Source organism: Actinomadura vinacea (assembly GCF_039532545.1).
Lineage (GTDB): Bacteria > Actinomycetota > Actinomycetes > Streptosporangiales > Streptosporangiaceae > Spirillospora > Spirillospora vinacea.
In genome coordinates this window covers 159,345-172,686 of record NZ_BAAARW010000050.1, presented here as the reverse complement: position 1 = coordinate 172,686, position 13,342 = coordinate 159,345, and the positions used below count along the sequence as shown (strand labels likewise).

The window sequence follows — 13,342 nt, the reverse complement described above, 5'->3', positions numbered from 1 at the left end:
GCGGAAGGCGGGCCGCTCTGCCAGGATGGGGGCATGGGTCAGGTCACGGCTACCACCGAGAAGACCGTCGACGCCGGAGTGGAGCAGGTGTTCGCGGCGCTCGGCGACTACAGCGGCACCCGTTCGAAGCTGCTGACGGAGCACTACAGCGAGTACGAGGTCCGCGAGGGCGGGCAGGGCGAGGGCACGACGGTGCACTGGAGGCTGGCGGCGACCAGCAAGCGGGTGCGCGACTGCCTGCTCTCGGTCACCGTCCCCCAGGAGAACACGCTGGTGGAGCGGGACGCCAACTCGTCCATGGTCACCACCTGGACGGTCTCCCCCGCCGGAGCGGGCTCCCGGGTCAAGGTCGAGACGACCTGGAAGGGCGCGGGCGGCGTCGGCGGGTTCTTCGAGCGCACCTTCGCGCCGCGCGGGCTCCAGCGGATCTACGACGAGCAGCTGGCCAAGCTGGAAGCCGAGCTCGCCAAGTGAGGATCCGCCGGTCCGGCGACGGCTACCGGCGGCGCTCGGCCCGCGTCCTGCTGCTGGACGGCACGGGCCGGCTCCTGCTGTTCCGGTTCCCGCTGGACATGGAGCAGCCCGACCTCGGGTACTGCTGGATCACCCCGGGCGGCGGCGTCGACAAGGGCGAGACGCTGGCCGAGGCCGGCTCCCGCGAGCTGCGCGAGGAGACCGGCCTGGTCGTCTCGCCCGGCGAGCTGGGCGCCCCGGTCGCGGTCAGCTCCGGCTACGCCGAGTTCAGCTGGGCGAGCGGCGTGTTCCGGGACGACTTCTTCGTGCACCGCGCCGCCGCCCCCGAGATCGAGATCGACACGGCCGGCTTCCAGGCGGTGGAGCGCGCGCACATCTCCGCCCATCGCTGGTGGACGCCGGAGGAGCTGGAGGCCACCGGCGAAGTGGTCTACCCGCTGGAGCTGGTGCCGCTCCTCAAGGCCCTGCTCGCGGGCGACGTCCCGGCCGAACCGGTCGTCCTGCCCTGGCACCACTGATCCCGGCACTCGCCCCACAGTAGGCCTTGACCTGCGGAAACGTGATTCAGATCACCTGTACTTCCGGCTGCTCCGCCGTTTGTGACGCCGCTCCCGGGTGAGATCCAGAAGTGCAGAATTGAATGGCCTGGGTGAATGACCTCTAGGTGATTCGGCGTTCCGCAAAAGCCATTGCGTCCGACACGCCGCTGCCGCGCCTTCCAGCCGGATTCCTTCCAGCCGGTCGTCTTCCTGCCGGATCGGAGGCAGCAATGCGCATTCTCGGGACGGGCGCCCTCTCCCACGGAGCTTCCACCGCGCCGCGGGTGACCGCGTGACGGCGTACACGGTCGTGGTGCCGACCGTCGGACGGCCCGGCCTCCGCACGCTCCTCGACGCGCTGGTCGCCGCGACGCCGCGGCACCCGCCGGAGGCCGTCCTGGTCGTGGACGACCGGCCGCGCCCCGTGCGCCCGGCGGGCTTCCGGGCCTCGATGCGGGCGCAGGCGGACAACGCCGACGACGTCCTGATGCGCCGCGCGCACGGGCGCGACTGGCGCGTGCGCGCCGGCGCGGAACACGGCCGGTTCCGCCGCCACGCGCTGACCACGGGCTCCGGGCTGCTGGCCCTCGCCGCGCTCGCGGCCAGGGCCGTATGGACGGCCGTGGCGGCGGGGGCGCGCGGCATCCTCGTCCCCGGCGAGCGGACCCGGGTGGAGGAGATCGTCCGGGCCTGCGAGGTGGTGCCCGACCTGGGCAGCGCCGTCGATCTGGTCCTCGGCGAGGAGGGCGGGCGGTGATCGCCTCATGAGGCCGATGCGGGTGCTGCTCTGGCACGTCCACAGGTCCTGGGCGACGTCGTTCGTGCACGGCCCGCAGACCACGCTGGTCCCCGTCACCCCCGGCCGGGGACCGGACGGGAAAGGCCGTCCCGGCGCTTCTGCTTGGCCCGACCGGGCCGTCGAGGTCCCCCACGACCGGCTCCGCGAGGAGCACGTCGACGTGGTCGTGCTGCAGCGGCCGCACGAGATCGAGCTGTGCGAGCGCTGGCTCGGGCGCAGCCCCGGCCGCGACCTGCCCGCCGTGTACGTCGAGCACGACGCCCCGCGCCGCGCCCCCTCCGACGCCGGGACGCCCGAGGAGGTCGTCCCGAACAGCAGGCACTTCCTGCACGACCGCTCCGACATCCCGATCGTCCACGTCACCCACTTCAACCGGCTCTTCTGGGACTGCGGCCGGGCGCCCACCATGGTGATCGAGCACGGTGCCGCCGATCCGGGCCACCGGTTCCGGGGCGACTGGCCGCGCGCCGCGGTCGTCATCAACGACCCGCTGCGCCGCGGCCGGGTGGCCGGCACCGACCTGCTCCCGCAACTGGCCGGCGCCGTCCCGCTCGACCTGTTCGGCACCAACGTGCTGGACGTCCCGCGCCGGCTGGGCATCCCCCCGGAATCGCTGTGGACCTACGAGGACCTGCCGCAGGCGCGGATGCACGGCGAGCTCGCCCGCCGCCGCGTCTACCTCCACCCCTACCGCTGGACCTCCCTCGGCCTCGCGCTGATCGAGGCGATGATGCTCGGCCTGCCGGTGGTGGCGCTGGGCGCCACCGAGGCGGTCGAGGCCGTTCCGCCCGAGGCCGGGGTGCTCTCCACCCGCGTCGAGACCCTCGCCGAGGCGGCCCGGTCGCTGGCCGCCGACGCCCCGCGCGCCCGGCAGATGGGCAAGGAGGCGCGGGCCTTCGCAGTGGACCGCTACGGCCTGCCGCGCTTCCTGCGGGACTGGCGGCACATGCTCACGGAGGTGACCGGATGAACCCGATGACCATAGCCATGGTCTCCGAGCACGCGAGCCCGCTCGCCACCCGGGCCGGGCTCGGCGGGGCCGACGGCGGCGGCCAGAACGTGTGCGTGGCCGACCTCGCGACCGAGATGGGCCGCCAGGGCCACCACGTCACCGTCTACACCCGGCGGGACGCGCCCGATCTCCCGCGGCGGGTGCGGCTGGCGCAGGGCGTGACGGTGGAGCACGTCCCCGCGGGGCCGCCGGGCCCGGTCCCCAAGGACGAGCTCCTGCCGCTGATGCCCGGGTTCGGGCGCCATCTTGAGCGGCGCTGGGCGCAGGCGCCGCCGGACGTCGTGCACGCCCACTTCTGGCTGAGCGGGCTGGCCTCGCTCCAGGCGGCCGAGCGCCTCCGGGCGGAGGGCGGGAGGGGCGTCCCGGTCGTGCAGACCTTCCACGCGCTGGGCACCGTGAAGCGGCGCCACCAGGGCGAGCGCGACACCAGTCCGGCCGAGCGGCCGCGGCTGGAGGCGGCGATCGGCCGTACCGCCGACGCGGTCATCGCCAGTTGCACCGACGAGACCAGGGAACTGCTGCGGATGGGCGTCCCACGCGAGCGGATCTGCGTGGTGCCGTGCGGGGTGGACCTCGACCGGTTCCGTCCCGAGGGGCCCGCGGGCCCGGCCGACGCGGTGGACGACTCGGGTCCGCCGGGCGCCGCGCGCAAAGACGGCGCCCAGGGGTTCGGCCCGCCCGGGTTCGGCGCGCAGGGTTTCGCCGCCCGGCTGGTGGTGCTGTCCCGGCTGGTCGAGCGCAAGGGCGTGGACACCGCCATCGAGGCGCTCGCCCAGATCCCCGGCGCCGGGCTGGTCGTCGCGGGCGGGACGCCGCCCGCCGTCCTGGACGCCGATCCGGAGGTGCGCCGCCTGCGCGAGGTGGCGCGGGCCGCCGGCGTGCACGACCGGGTCGCCTTCCTCGGCCGCGTCCGTCGGGACGAGGTCCCCGTGCTGCTGCGCTCGGCCGACCTGGTGGTGACGCTGCCCTGGTACGAGCCGTTCGGGATGGTGCCGCTGGAGGCGATGGCCTGCGGCGTGCCCGTGGTGGCCACGGGCGTCGGCGGCCACCTCGACAGCATCGTCGACGGCGTCACAGGCGTCCAGGTGCCGCCGCGCCGCCCGGGTGAGACGGCGCGCCGCGTCCGCGAGCTGCTTGCCGACCCGACCCGCCGCGCGGCGATGGGGTTCGCCGGCTCCGACCGGGCGCGGTCCCGCTACTCGTGGGCGCGGATCGCGCAGGAGACCCTCGCGGTCTACGCCCGGGCCGCCGCGCAACGGGGTGACCCCATGACCACCATGGAGGGGAGCAGGTCATGAGAATCCTCAACCGCCCGGCGCGGGAGCCGTCATGGCCGTGAGCGAGGCGCGGCGGCCGCGGGCGCTGGTGCTGCGCGCGCTCGGCCTGGGCGACCTGCTGACCGCCCTGCCCGCGCTGCGCGCGCTCCGCCGCGGGCTGCCGGACTGGCGGGTGACCCTGGCGGCGCCGCGCCGGATCGCGCCGCTCGCGCTGCTCAGCGGGGCCGTGGACGACGTGTTCCCCGCCTGCGGCCTGGCACCGCTGCCGCCGCCCGACGGTCCGATCGAGCTCGCCGTCAACCTGCACGGGAGCGGCCCGCAGAGCCACCGGCTGCTGCAGTCGCTGCGCCCGCAGCAGATGATCGCGTTCGCGCACGCCGACGTGGACGGCGTCGACGGCCCGGCGTGGAAGCCCGGCGAGCACGAGGTCGCGCGCTGGTGCCGGCTGGTCGACGCGCACGGCTTCGACGCCGATCCCGCCGACCTGGACCTGGCCCGGCCGCGGGTGGCGTCCCCGGCGCCCGGCGCCGTGGTGATCCACCCGGGCGCGGCCCACGCGTCCCGGCGCTGGCCCGCCGAGCGTTTCGGCGCGGTCGCGGCCGCGTTGCGGGCCCGCGGTGAGCGGGTCGTGGTCACCGGCGGGCCGGACGAGGCCGCGACGGCGCGGCGGGTCGCGGTCCTGGGCGGGCTCGGCCCGGGCGCCGACCTGTCCGGCCGCACCGGGCCGCTGGAGCTGGCCATGCTGGTCGCCCGCGCCCGGCTGGTGATCTGCGGCGACACCGGCGTCGGCCATCTGGCCACGGCATACCGCACGCCGTCGGTCCTGCTGTTCGGCCCGACCCCGCCCGCGCTGTGCGGGCCACCGCCCGACCGCACCCAGCACCGGGTGCTGTGGAGCGGCCGCCGCGGCGACCCGCACCGGGCCGGGCCGGATCCGGGCCTGCTGGAGATCTCAGTGGACGGCGTCGTGGAAGCCGCGGCGCCGGCCCTGTGCCGGGACCCGGGTCTCGGCGGCGCGGTGGCCCCCGACGGGACGTCCGCGTACGGCGCCGACCGGGGGCACGACCTGGGACGGGGAAGCCGGGTCACATCCGGCGGGCGCCGATCGAGGCCATGAGGTCGGGCCAGATCCTGGAGGCGACGCGGATCCAGGACGGCCAGTTGTGCCGGCCGTCGCCGTACAGGTCGGCGGTGTAGGGGATGCCGAGCCGGTCGAGCCGGTCCCGGAAGGCGACGTTGTTGGCGCCGACCGCCTGCTCGCCGATCAGCCCGATGTCCCACGGCGGCGCCTCGGGGTCGCCGGGGCCGGGCTTCCCGGTGGTGCCCGAGGAGAAGAAGATCTTCGTTCCGGCCAGCTTCGGCGCCAGCTCGTACGGGTCGTGCGCCGCCCAGTTGGCGGTGTTGAGGACCGCGAAACCGTAGATGGCGATCGGATCCTGGCCGTTCAGCGCGTTGGTCGCCATGATCAGTGCGGGCATCCCCGGGGCGCGCAGCCACAGCACCCCGCTCAGCGACGCGACGTGCCGGAACATGCCCGGATGGCGGGCGGCGTAGCTGATCGCGCCCTGCCCGCCGGCCGAGTCTCCGATCGCCGCGCGCACGCCGCTCGCGTGGTAGTTGCGCTCGATCAGCTGGACGACCTCCTGCGTGTGGAACGTCTCCCACTTGGGCGGGCCTCCGAAGCCGTAGTTGAACCAGTCGGTGTACGCCCCGTCCGCCGCCTCCGGCATGACCACGATCGCGTTGTAGCCGGCCGCCCAGCTCTCGATGTCGGTGTTGCGGGGCCAGGAGGTGTAGTCGTCCTGGCCGCCGTGGTAGGCGTACAGGACCGGCCAGGTCCTGGTGGCGCCGGCCTGCCAGTCCTTCGGCAGCAGGATCCGGGTCTTCACCGACCTGCGCAGCGACGGGGAGTCGATCGTGATGTCGACCTCGCCCGCCCCCAGCCGGGTCTCGGCGGTGATCCGCGCGCCGGTGTCGGCGGGCCGGAACGGTTCCGCCCGGGCCGCCGCCCCGGGCACGGCGATCCCCGTCCCCGCCAGCGCGGCCACGACCAGCAGCGCCCCCGCCCGAGTCCGCTCCTTGCGACGTGTCATCGTCAACCTCGTTCCGTTTCGGGGCGTTCCATCGGGTCGTCGATCAGGTCGAACTCCACGGCCGCGTTCAGCAGGAGCAGCAGCTCCGTGCGGTGCCGGGGGTCGTTGACGTCGTCCCCCAGCAGCTGCTTCAGCCGCCGGACGCGGTAGCGCACGGTCTGGTCGTGCACCATCAGCCGCTCCGCCGCGTCGACCGCGTTGTCGTGGCACTTCATGTACTCCAGCAGCGTGCGCGCGAACAGCGCCCGCCGGTGCGGGGGCAGCTCGTCCAGCGGGCGCAGCCGCTCCCGCACCGCGAAGGCGAGCAGTTCCCGGGACATCGAGATGATGACGGCGGGCAGGTGGTCCATGCACCGGGCCACCCCCTCGCCGGGCACCGTCCCGTCCTCCGCCAGCGCCAGCGTCCGGCGGGCCCAGCGCAGCGACAGCGCGCCCGCGGCCGGCGGCACGGTCGGCCCGATCGCGGCCCGGTACCCGGCCGGCAGGGACTCCAGGAAGCCGTCCTGGCCGGGCCCCTCCGGGTCGGGCACGATCAGGTACGGCTCCGCGCAGTGCCAGTCGGCCAGGACATGCGGCGGCAGCACCGGCACCGGCCGCCCGGCGGGCCTGCGCACCGCGACGACCGCGATCGTGCGGGGCTTCCCCCAGCCGGCCGGGCGGGCCAGCTCGCCGATGGCCTCGTCGCTGGCCGGCGGGTCGGCGATCAGCAGGTCGCGAAGCCGCCAGCGCAGCCGCTCCCGCTCGGTGGCCAGCCGCTCGGTCGCCTCGGCGTAGCCCCGCGAGGCGGCGCCGGCGACCCGCTCCAGGAACGCGAACAGCGACTCGGTGATCTGCCCCAGCGTCTCCAGCGACCACTCCAGCCGCCGGGTCTCGCTGATGAACCGGCGGCAGGCCACCTGCCCGGCCACCCGGACCGCGGACTGCAGGCCGTCCAGGCTGCGGCCCTTGCGCGCCTCGTACGCGCCGACCTCGACGTAGATGTCGGTCAGCGCCCGCCAGTCCGGCCGTCCGCCGGCCAGCGCCTCGACGAAGTGCGCCACGGTCTGGTTCACCGCCCAGTGCATCCGCCGGGAGAACCTGCTGCCCGGAGGGCAGGCGTACTCGGGGACCTGGCGCTGGATCTCCAGCACCATCTCCGCCGCCGCGGCCTCGATGTGCGGGCGCAGCGCGCCGGTGTCGCGCCGCACCGCGTCGGTGAGCGGCGGGGCGGTCGGCACGGGGAATCCTTGGTCGGCCACCTGCACCTCCGGTGGGAAGCGGGCCGGCGACGGCGCGGTGATCGCGGCGGCGATCCAATATCACCCCTCGGCCGGGCCGGGAACAGTCAGCCGGCGCAGGAGCCGGAGCGCGTTCGTTGTCAGCCGGTTGATGAGGTGGCCCCGGCACCGGGCCCGCGGCGGGCCAGCACCCGGTAGGTGTTGGACCGGCCGGTCCGCTTGATCAGCGGGTGCAGGAACTGGTCCAGCGCCGCCGCCCCGAACATCGCCGGCCCGGCGGCCAGGTACACCGAGGTGCGGGCGGCGCCGCGCAGCCGGCGGTACCGCGCCGAGCGCCACGGCTTGTCCGGGTCGGGGACGACGCGGTGCGCCAGCATCATCACGATCATGAGGAGGTCGACCGGCTGGTTCGCCGGCCCGCGTTCCACCGCGACCACCTCGAACCCGCGCTCCGCCAGCGCCGCGACCAGGTTGCGGAGCGGGACGAAGTGCAGGTGCTGGGGCTGGAACCAGGCGTGCCACCAGCGGCCGGCGAGCCGGCCGACGATCCACTCGGGATCGGGCACCTCGACCAGCAGGTGCCCGCCCGGCGGCAGGACGCGGGCGGCGGCGTCCAGCTCGGCCCGCGGGTCCATGGTGTGCTCCAGGTAGTGGTGCATGCTCACCACGTCGTAGGCGCCGGCCAGCTCGTCGGCGTACTCGGGGAAGAGGCCCATGTGGCCGCCGTCGATCCAGCCGCGGTCCTCGGCCTCCTTGACGCTGACGCTCATGTCGAGCGCGTCGAAGCGGGTCTCCGGCCAGACGTCGCGGGCGGCGTTGCAGAAGTGGCCGTGGCCGCCGCCGACGTCCAGCCAGGCCTTGGGCACCGCGTGGCCGCGCAGCATCCGGGCGCGGTCGCGGTAGTGCGGGCCGGCGAGCCGGAAGCCGCGCTCCACCTCGGGCCCGCCCGGCCCGTCGTAGAAGTCGCGGTAGTGGAAGTCCAGGCCGGCGGTGTTGAGCCGGGGGTTCTGGAAGACGTGCCCGCACGCGTCGCAGGCGTCAAGGGTGAAGATACCGGGACGGTGGTGCTGGTGGTCGCCGCTGGTGAGCCGGTGCCGAAGGGCCTTGCTGCCGCACCACGGGCAGTCGTCGCGGCGCGGCGCGTAGAAGCGGTCCACCCCGGCGGCGAGCTCGGCCGCGTACTCGCGGCGGGCATGGTCGAGGCCGGGTCGGGGTGCCTCGCGTTCGGCGGCGACGCGCAGCCAGCGGTAGGGCGCCGCCACCGGGCGCGTCAGCGCGAACCGGCGGCGGTCGTGCGGGCGGAGCGGCGTCCCCGCGGTGGCGAGGTAGGGCTGCGCGGCCGCGGCGGCGAGGACCGCCACCGCGGGCAGCGCCTCGCGCACCCGCCGCGCCCCCAGCAGATCCCTGCCCATTGCCAACGCCAGCGCGGACAGCCCGATGACGTTCCCGGACAGGTAGACGGGCAGGTCGCTGGGCCAGCGCCCGCGCAGGATCGCGCGGCGGTCGGCGGGCGGGCAGCCGACCGGGGTGATCCCGGACGTCACGGCCAGGTCCGTCTCCACAGGCGCGTACCGCTTGAGCCGTACCGCCAGCTCCTCCATCTCCGCCGCGCCCAGCCCGGCGAACCGGGTGATCCCGGCCCGCTCGGCGACGTCGGCCGTCACCAGCGTCGCGTGCCCGCCGCCACCGCCCTGGGCGAGGCGGGCGGTCCGGTGGGTCCCGGGGTGCACGCGGCGGACCAGCTCCAGCGCGCGGGCGGCGTCAAGGCCCGCGGGGACCAGCTCCAGGACGCTCAAGTCCCGTTCGCGGGCGTGCGCGGACGCGGCCCGGCGGGTGGCCTCGTCCAAGGTGACCCCGGCGGCGGTCACGAAGCGGTGGTCGTCGGGGACGGGCTCGCCGGAAGGTGACAGTGCGGCGAGCCGGGCCGCGCGGCTCCTCCGCCAGAGCGCGTCGCCCAGGAGCCCGGCCGCCACCAGCGGCAGCGTCGATCGGAAGCGCATGTCATTCCCTTCGCGAGTGGGACGAAAGGGTGGAAATGCGATGGTCGTCGAGCGCTCCCGGCGTCGAAACGCGACGTTCGCCAAACGGGACGGCAGCATTGACTCATCCGGGTGACTAGTCGGCGCGTCCTTTCCGGCGGCGACTCCGCCCGCTGACAAAAGGCCCGGCGAAACTGTGCGAACACCGCGATGTGCCCGCGGCAGGACCGTCCTGACACTTGTGCCCCCCCATTCGAGGTCTACGGAAAGGACGGCCCCCCGTGCACCCCTCGTTCAAGCGGCTCCCAGTGATCGCCGGGCTGCTCGCCGGCGCCCTGGCCGCGCCGGCGACCGCGGCCCAGTCGGCGGCCAACCCCTACCAGCGGGGCCCCGATCCCACGGAGGCCAGCGTCACGGCCCAGCGCGGGCCGTTCGCGATCGCGTCGAAGAAGGTCTCCGCGTTCAGCCACCCGGGCATCCGGGAGGGCACGATCTACTACCCGACCGACACGAGCCAGGGCACCTTCGGCGCGATCTCGGTGTCGCCCGGGTTCATCTCGCCCGAGGCCCTGGTCTCCTGGTACGGCCCGCGGCTGGCCTCACAGGGGTTCGTCGTCATCACCCTGGAGACCACGACCGGGTTCGATCTGCCCGAGGCCCGCGCCGCGCAACTGCTGTCGGCGCTGGACTACCTCAAGCAGGACACCACCGTCCGCACCCGGATCGATCCCGCCCGCATGGCGGTCATGGGCTGGTCGATGGGCGGCGGCGGCACGCTGCGCGCCGCCCAGCAGAACCCCTCGCTCAAGGCCGCCATCCCCCTCGCCCCCTGGGACACGGGCGTGAACTTCGGCAATGTCCAGGTGCCGACGTTCGTCATGGGCGCCGACAACGACTTCATCGCCGGCACCGGCGACCACGCCGAGCCGTTCTACGAGCAATTGCGGGTCGAGAAGGCCTACATGGAGCTGGAGAACGCCGGCCATTTCACCTTCACCAGCGACAACAACACCATCGCCAAGTACGCGCTCTCGTGGATGAAGCGCTGGATCGACAACGACACCCGCTACAACCGGTTCCTGTGCCCGCCCCCGCCCGGCAACAGTGCCACCATCCAGGAATACCGCGCCACCTGCCCGTACTGATCCAGGACGATCGCCGCGGCGGCCGGGGCCTCCCCGCCCGCCGCGGCCCGGTTCAGACCCGGGTCTGGGCCAGCTTGGCCGGGTCGAAGCGGATGCCGTGCCCCGAATGGTCGCCGGGACGCAGCAGCCCGCCCTCGATCCGCACCGGGTACGGCTCGGCCAGCAGGCCCAGGTCGGCGAACGAGGCGTCCTCCACGTCCTCCACCATCGCCGGCATCGGCAGGCAGCAGGCCAGCTGCCCGGAGATGTCGGGCAGCAGGTGCGGATACGCGGGGACGTCGAACGTGCGGGCCAGCTCGACGATCCGCAGGAACGGCGTGACCCCGCCGACGCGCACCACGTTCGGCTGCACGATGTCGCACGCCCCCACCGCGAGCAGGTCGCGGAACTGGTACGTGGTGTAGGTGTTCTCGCCGAGCGCGATCGGCACGTCCACGCTCGCGCGCAGCCGGGCGTAGGCGCCGACGTCGGCGGCCGGAAGCGGCTCCTCGACCCAATAGAGGTCGTAGGGCGCCAGCGCCTCGATCGCCCGCAGCGCCCGGGGCAGGTCCCACAGCTGGTTGGCGTCCACCATCAGGCGGGCGTCCGGGCCGAGCACCGCGCGGACGGCGGCCACCCGTTCCACGTCGGCGCCCAGGTCGTCCAGCCCCACCTTGATCTTCGCGGCGGTGCGGCCCTGCGCCGCCCACCGCTCGGCCTGGGCGACCAGTTCCTCGATCGAGTAGTGGCGGTTGACGCCGCTGCCGTACACCGGGACCGCGTCGCGGCGCCGCCCGAGCGTGCCGGTCAGGCCGTGCTCGGCCGCCCGCAGATCCCACAGGGCCAGGTCGACGGCGGCGAGCGCGGTCGTCACCAGGCCGCCGCGGCCCGCCTCGTGCAGGTGCCACCACAGCCGGTCGAACACGATCTCGGGGTGCGCGGGCAGGCCGAGCGCCGCGTCCCGGACGTCGGACTCCAGCAGCGCGTGCACCGCCCTTCCGCCGACCCACGGCGCCCACGAGAAGCCCGTTCCGGTACGGCCGTCATCGGTGGTCAACCCGGTGACGACGACGTGGATGTGCGTCATGCCCGGGCTCCAGGGCCGGTGCATCGGGACGCGGTGCAGGGTGCTGCTCAGGCCGGTGATCGTCCCGCCGGCCGTCATCGCGCCCCCACCAGCGCCCGCCCGGCCTTGATGAGCCGGGACAGCTCCTGGAGGTGCTCGGGCGCGGGCTCGGCCAGCGGCGGCCGGACCGGGCCCGCGTCCAGCCCGCCGAGCCGCACCCCCGCCTTGACCAGGGACACCGCGTAACCGGGCACCGCGCTGCGCAGCTCCACCAGCGGGGCGTAGAACTCGTCGGTCAGCCGCCGGACCAGATCGTCGTCACCGGAGTCGAGCGCGCCGCGGAACGCCGCGGCCACCTCCGGGACGAAGCAGAACGCGGCCGAGGAGTAGAGGTCCACGCCGATCCCCCGGTACGCGGGCGCGGTGAGCTCGGCGGTCGGCAGCCCGTTGAAGAACGCGAAGCCCGGGCCGATCTCGCGGCGCACCGCGCACACGATCCGGGCCATCCGGTCGATGTCGCCGATGCCGTCCTTCAGCCCCACGACGCCGGGGACGCGCGCCAGCTCGACGGCGGCCGCCGGGTCGAGCGCCAGCCCGCCCCGCTGGTAGAGGATCACCGGGATCCCCGCCGCCTCCGCCACCGCCCGCACGTAGTCGCGCAACCCCGGCACGGGGCCCTGCGACAGGTAGGGAGGCAGCAGCAGGACGCCGTCCGCACCGGCCGCGGCCGCCTGCTTGGCCTGCCGCAGCGCCGCGCCCAGCGGCCCGCCCGCGCCCGCGACGACCGGCACCCGGCCGTTCACCTCGGCCACCGCCGTCCGCACCGCCAGCCGGTGCTCCTCGGTGGACAGCGAAGGGAACTCGCCCGTCCCGCACGCCACGAACACCCCGCCGGGGCCGTGCGCCATGCCGGCGCGGACATGCTCGGCCAGCACGTCCACCGCGACCCCGCCGTCCGGACCGAACGGCGTCACCGGGAAGAACAGCACCCCGCCCAGCCGCAGCGGGCTCATCGCTGCTGCTCCTGCGACGGATCGGTGCGCAGCCGGGCGTGCAGGCCGCCGTCCACGCGCAGCACGTGGCCGTTGACGTGCGCGGCCGCCGACGAGCCCAGGAACAGCGCGGCGTCGGCGACCTCCTCGGGCGACGTCGTCCGCCCGGACGGGATGTCGGTGGTGGAACGCACGTCCCCGACCACGCTGGCCGGGGCGATGCAGTTGGCGCGGATGCCGAGGCCGCCGAGCTCCACCGCGATCGCCCGCGCCATCGCCTCCAGGCCCGCCTTGGCCACGTCGTAGGCGCTCTGGTCCTCGTGCGCCCGCGCCCCGCCCGGCGAGGACATGTTGACGATCGCGCCGCCCCGCCCGGCGTCCCGCCAGCGGCGCACCGCCCGTACCGACAGCAGGTAGGCCGAGCGCAGGTTCGCGGCGATGATCGTGTCCCAGGTCGCCGAGTCGATGTCGATGAACGGCGTCCGGTACTCGGTGAGGGCCGCGTTGTTGACCAGCACGTCCAGCCCGCCCGCCCGGTCGACCAGGTCGAACACCCGGTCGGCGGCCTCCTCCCCGGCCAGGTCGGCGGCCAGGGTGGCGAGCCGGCCCCCCGCCGGGACGAGGTCGGCCAGCGTCTTCAGCCCGTCGGCGTCGCGGTCCACCGCGATCACCTCCGCACCGCTCCCGGCGAACCGGGTCACCAGCGCCCGGCCGATCAGCCCCGCCGCGCCGGTGACCAGCACCCGCGCACCCTCGTAGTCGAATGTCAC

The 13,342-nt window shown here is 74.9% G+C and carries 13 protein-coding genes; 7 read left to right on the top strand and 6 right to left on the bottom strand.

Annotation, left to right across the window (positions count from 1 at the left end; genetic code table 11):
• The first annotated feature begins 33 nt into the window (after positions 1 to 33).
• The 6 genes from ABD340_RS47375 to ABD340_RS47350 all read left to right on the top strand — a co-directional run bounded on the left by ABD340_RS47375 (position 34) and on the right by ABD340_RS47350 (position 5,218).
• Positions 34 to 474 (top strand): SRPBCC family protein, encoded by a 441-nt coding sequence (locus tag ABD340_RS47375; RefSeq protein ID WP_344598727.1) that lies wholly within the window; start codon positions 34 to 36, stop codon positions 472 to 474.
• Positions 471 to 992, top strand: a complete 522-nt coding sequence (locus ABD340_RS47370; protein ID WP_344598725.1) for an NUDIX hydrolase — start codon at positions 471 to 473, stop codon at positions 990 to 992. The genes ABD340_RS47375 and ABD340_RS47370 overlap by 4 nt, the downstream gene beginning before the upstream one ends.
• A gap of 313 nt (positions 993 to 1,305) precedes the next feature.
• A complete protein-coding gene (locus ABD340_RS47365; protein WP_344598723.1) occupies positions 1,306 to 1,770 on the top strand; it encodes a hypothetical protein in 465 nt (154 codons plus the stop codon).
• Between the two features lie 7 nt (positions 1,771 to 1,777).
• The gene (locus ABD340_RS47360) at positions 1,778 to 2,782 is read left to right on the top strand and encodes a glycosyltransferase (protein WP_344598721.1); all 1,005 of its coding nucleotides are present in this window, start codon (positions 1,778 to 1,780) and stop codon (positions 2,780 to 2,782) included.
• Complete coding sequence (locus tag ABD340_RS47355; protein ID WP_344598720.1) at positions 2,779 to 4,122, top strand: glycosyltransferase; 1,344 nt, start codon at positions 2,779 to 2,781, stop codon at positions 4,120 to 4,122. Before ABD340_RS47360 ends, ABD340_RS47355 begins: the two co-directional genes overlap by 4 nt.
• Before the next feature lie 31 nt (positions 4,123 to 4,153).
• The gene (locus ABD340_RS47350; RefSeq protein WP_344598718.1) at positions 4,154 to 5,218 is read left to right on the top strand and encodes a glycosyltransferase family 9 protein; all 1,065 of its coding nucleotides are present in this window, start codon (positions 4,154 to 4,156) and stop codon (positions 5,216 to 5,218) included.
• Here ABD340_RS47350 and ABD340_RS47345 read toward each other — a convergent pair.
• The 3 genes from ABD340_RS47345 to ABD340_RS47335 all read right to left on the bottom strand — a co-directional run bounded on the left by ABD340_RS47345 (position 5,187) and on the right by ABD340_RS47335 (position 9,411).
• Positions 5,187 to 6,194 (bottom strand): alpha/beta hydrolase, encoded by a 1,008-nt coding sequence (locus ABD340_RS47345; RefSeq protein WP_344598716.1) that lies wholly within the window; start codon positions 6,192 to 6,194, stop codon positions 5,187 to 5,189. The genes ABD340_RS47350 and ABD340_RS47345 overlap by 32 nt on opposite strands.
• Before the next feature lie 2 nt (positions 6,195 to 6,196).
• The gene (locus ABD340_RS47340; RefSeq protein WP_344598714.1) at positions 6,197 to 7,411 is read right to left on the bottom strand and encodes a PucR family transcriptional regulator; all 1,215 of its coding nucleotides are present in this window, start codon (positions 7,409 to 7,411) and stop codon (positions 6,197 to 6,199) included.
• 140 nt (positions 7,412 to 7,551) lie between these two features.
• Positions 7,552 to 9,411 carry a methyltransferase domain-containing protein gene (locus ABD340_RS47335; RefSeq protein ID WP_344598713.1) on the bottom strand — a complete coding sequence of 620 codons (1,860 nt, stop codon included), beginning with the start codon at positions 9,409 to 9,411 and terminating at the stop codon, positions 7,552 to 7,554.
• 260 nt (positions 9,412 to 9,671) lie between these two features.
• Here ABD340_RS47335 and ABD340_RS47330 point away from each other — a divergent pair, with 260 nt between their 5' ends.
• On the top strand, positions 9,672 to 10,535 hold the full coding sequence (locus tag ABD340_RS47330) for an alpha/beta hydrolase family protein (protein ID WP_344598712.1): 864 nt from the start codon (positions 9,672 to 9,674) through the stop codon (positions 10,533 to 10,535).
• Positions 10,536 to 10,587: 52 nt separating this feature from the next.
• On the opposite strand, the gene ABD340_RS47325 is transcribed toward ABD340_RS47330, so the two are convergent.
• Genes ABD340_RS47325 through ABD340_RS47315 form a run of 3 tightly spaced genes read right to left on the bottom strand, consistent with a single transcriptional unit; the run spans position 10,588 to position 13,342 of the window.
• Entirely contained in the window at positions 10,588 to 11,679 is a 1,092-nt protein-coding gene (locus ABD340_RS47325; protein WP_344598710.1) for a mandelate racemase/muconate lactonizing enzyme family protein, read from the bottom strand.
• Positions 11,676 to 12,584 (bottom strand): 5-dehydro-4-deoxyglucarate dehydratase, encoded by a 909-nt coding sequence (locus tag ABD340_RS47320; protein WP_344598780.1) that lies wholly within the window; start codon positions 12,582 to 12,584, stop codon positions 11,676 to 11,678. The genes ABD340_RS47325 and ABD340_RS47320 overlap by 4 nt, the downstream gene beginning before the upstream one ends.
• 5 nt (positions 12,585 to 12,589) lie before the next feature.
• Positions 12,590 to 13,342 carry an SDR family NAD(P)-dependent oxidoreductase gene (locus tag ABD340_RS47315; protein ID WP_344598708.1) on the bottom strand — a complete coding sequence of 251 codons (753 nt, stop codon included), beginning with the start codon at positions 13,340 to 13,342 and terminating at the stop codon, positions 12,590 to 12,592.

What these genes read in the sequence shown, in the direction of transcription:
- ABD340_RS47355 (WP_344598720.1), top strand. Translation starts at nt 2,779, where the DNA reads ATGAACCCGATGACCATAGCCATGGTCTCCGAGCACGCGAGCCCGCTC.
- ABD340_RS47360 (WP_344598721.1), top strand. Translation starts at nt 1,778, where the DNA reads ATGAGGCCGATGCGGGTGCTGCTCTGGCACGTCCACAGGTCCTGGGCG.
- ABD340_RS47325 (WP_344598710.1), bottom strand. Translation starts at nt 11,679, where the DNA reads ATGACGGCCGGCGGGACGATCACCGGCCTGAGCAGCACCCTGCACCGC.
- ABD340_RS47375 (WP_344598727.1), top strand. Translation starts at nt 34, where the DNA reads ATGGGTCAGGTCACGGCTACCACCGAGAAGACCGTCGACGCCGGAGTG.
- ABD340_RS47345 (WP_344598716.1), bottom strand. Translation starts at nt 6,194, where the DNA reads ATGACACGTCGCAAGGAGCGGACTCGGGCGGGGGCGCTGCTGGTCGTG.
- ABD340_RS47335 (WP_344598713.1), bottom strand. Translation starts at nt 9,411, where the DNA reads ATGCGCTTCCGATCGACGCTGCCGCTGGTGGCGGCCGGGCTCCTGGGC.
- ABD340_RS47350 (WP_344598718.1), top strand. Translation starts at nt 4,154, where the DNA reads ATGGCCGTGAGCGAGGCGCGGCGGCCGCGGGCGCTGGTGCTGCGCGCG.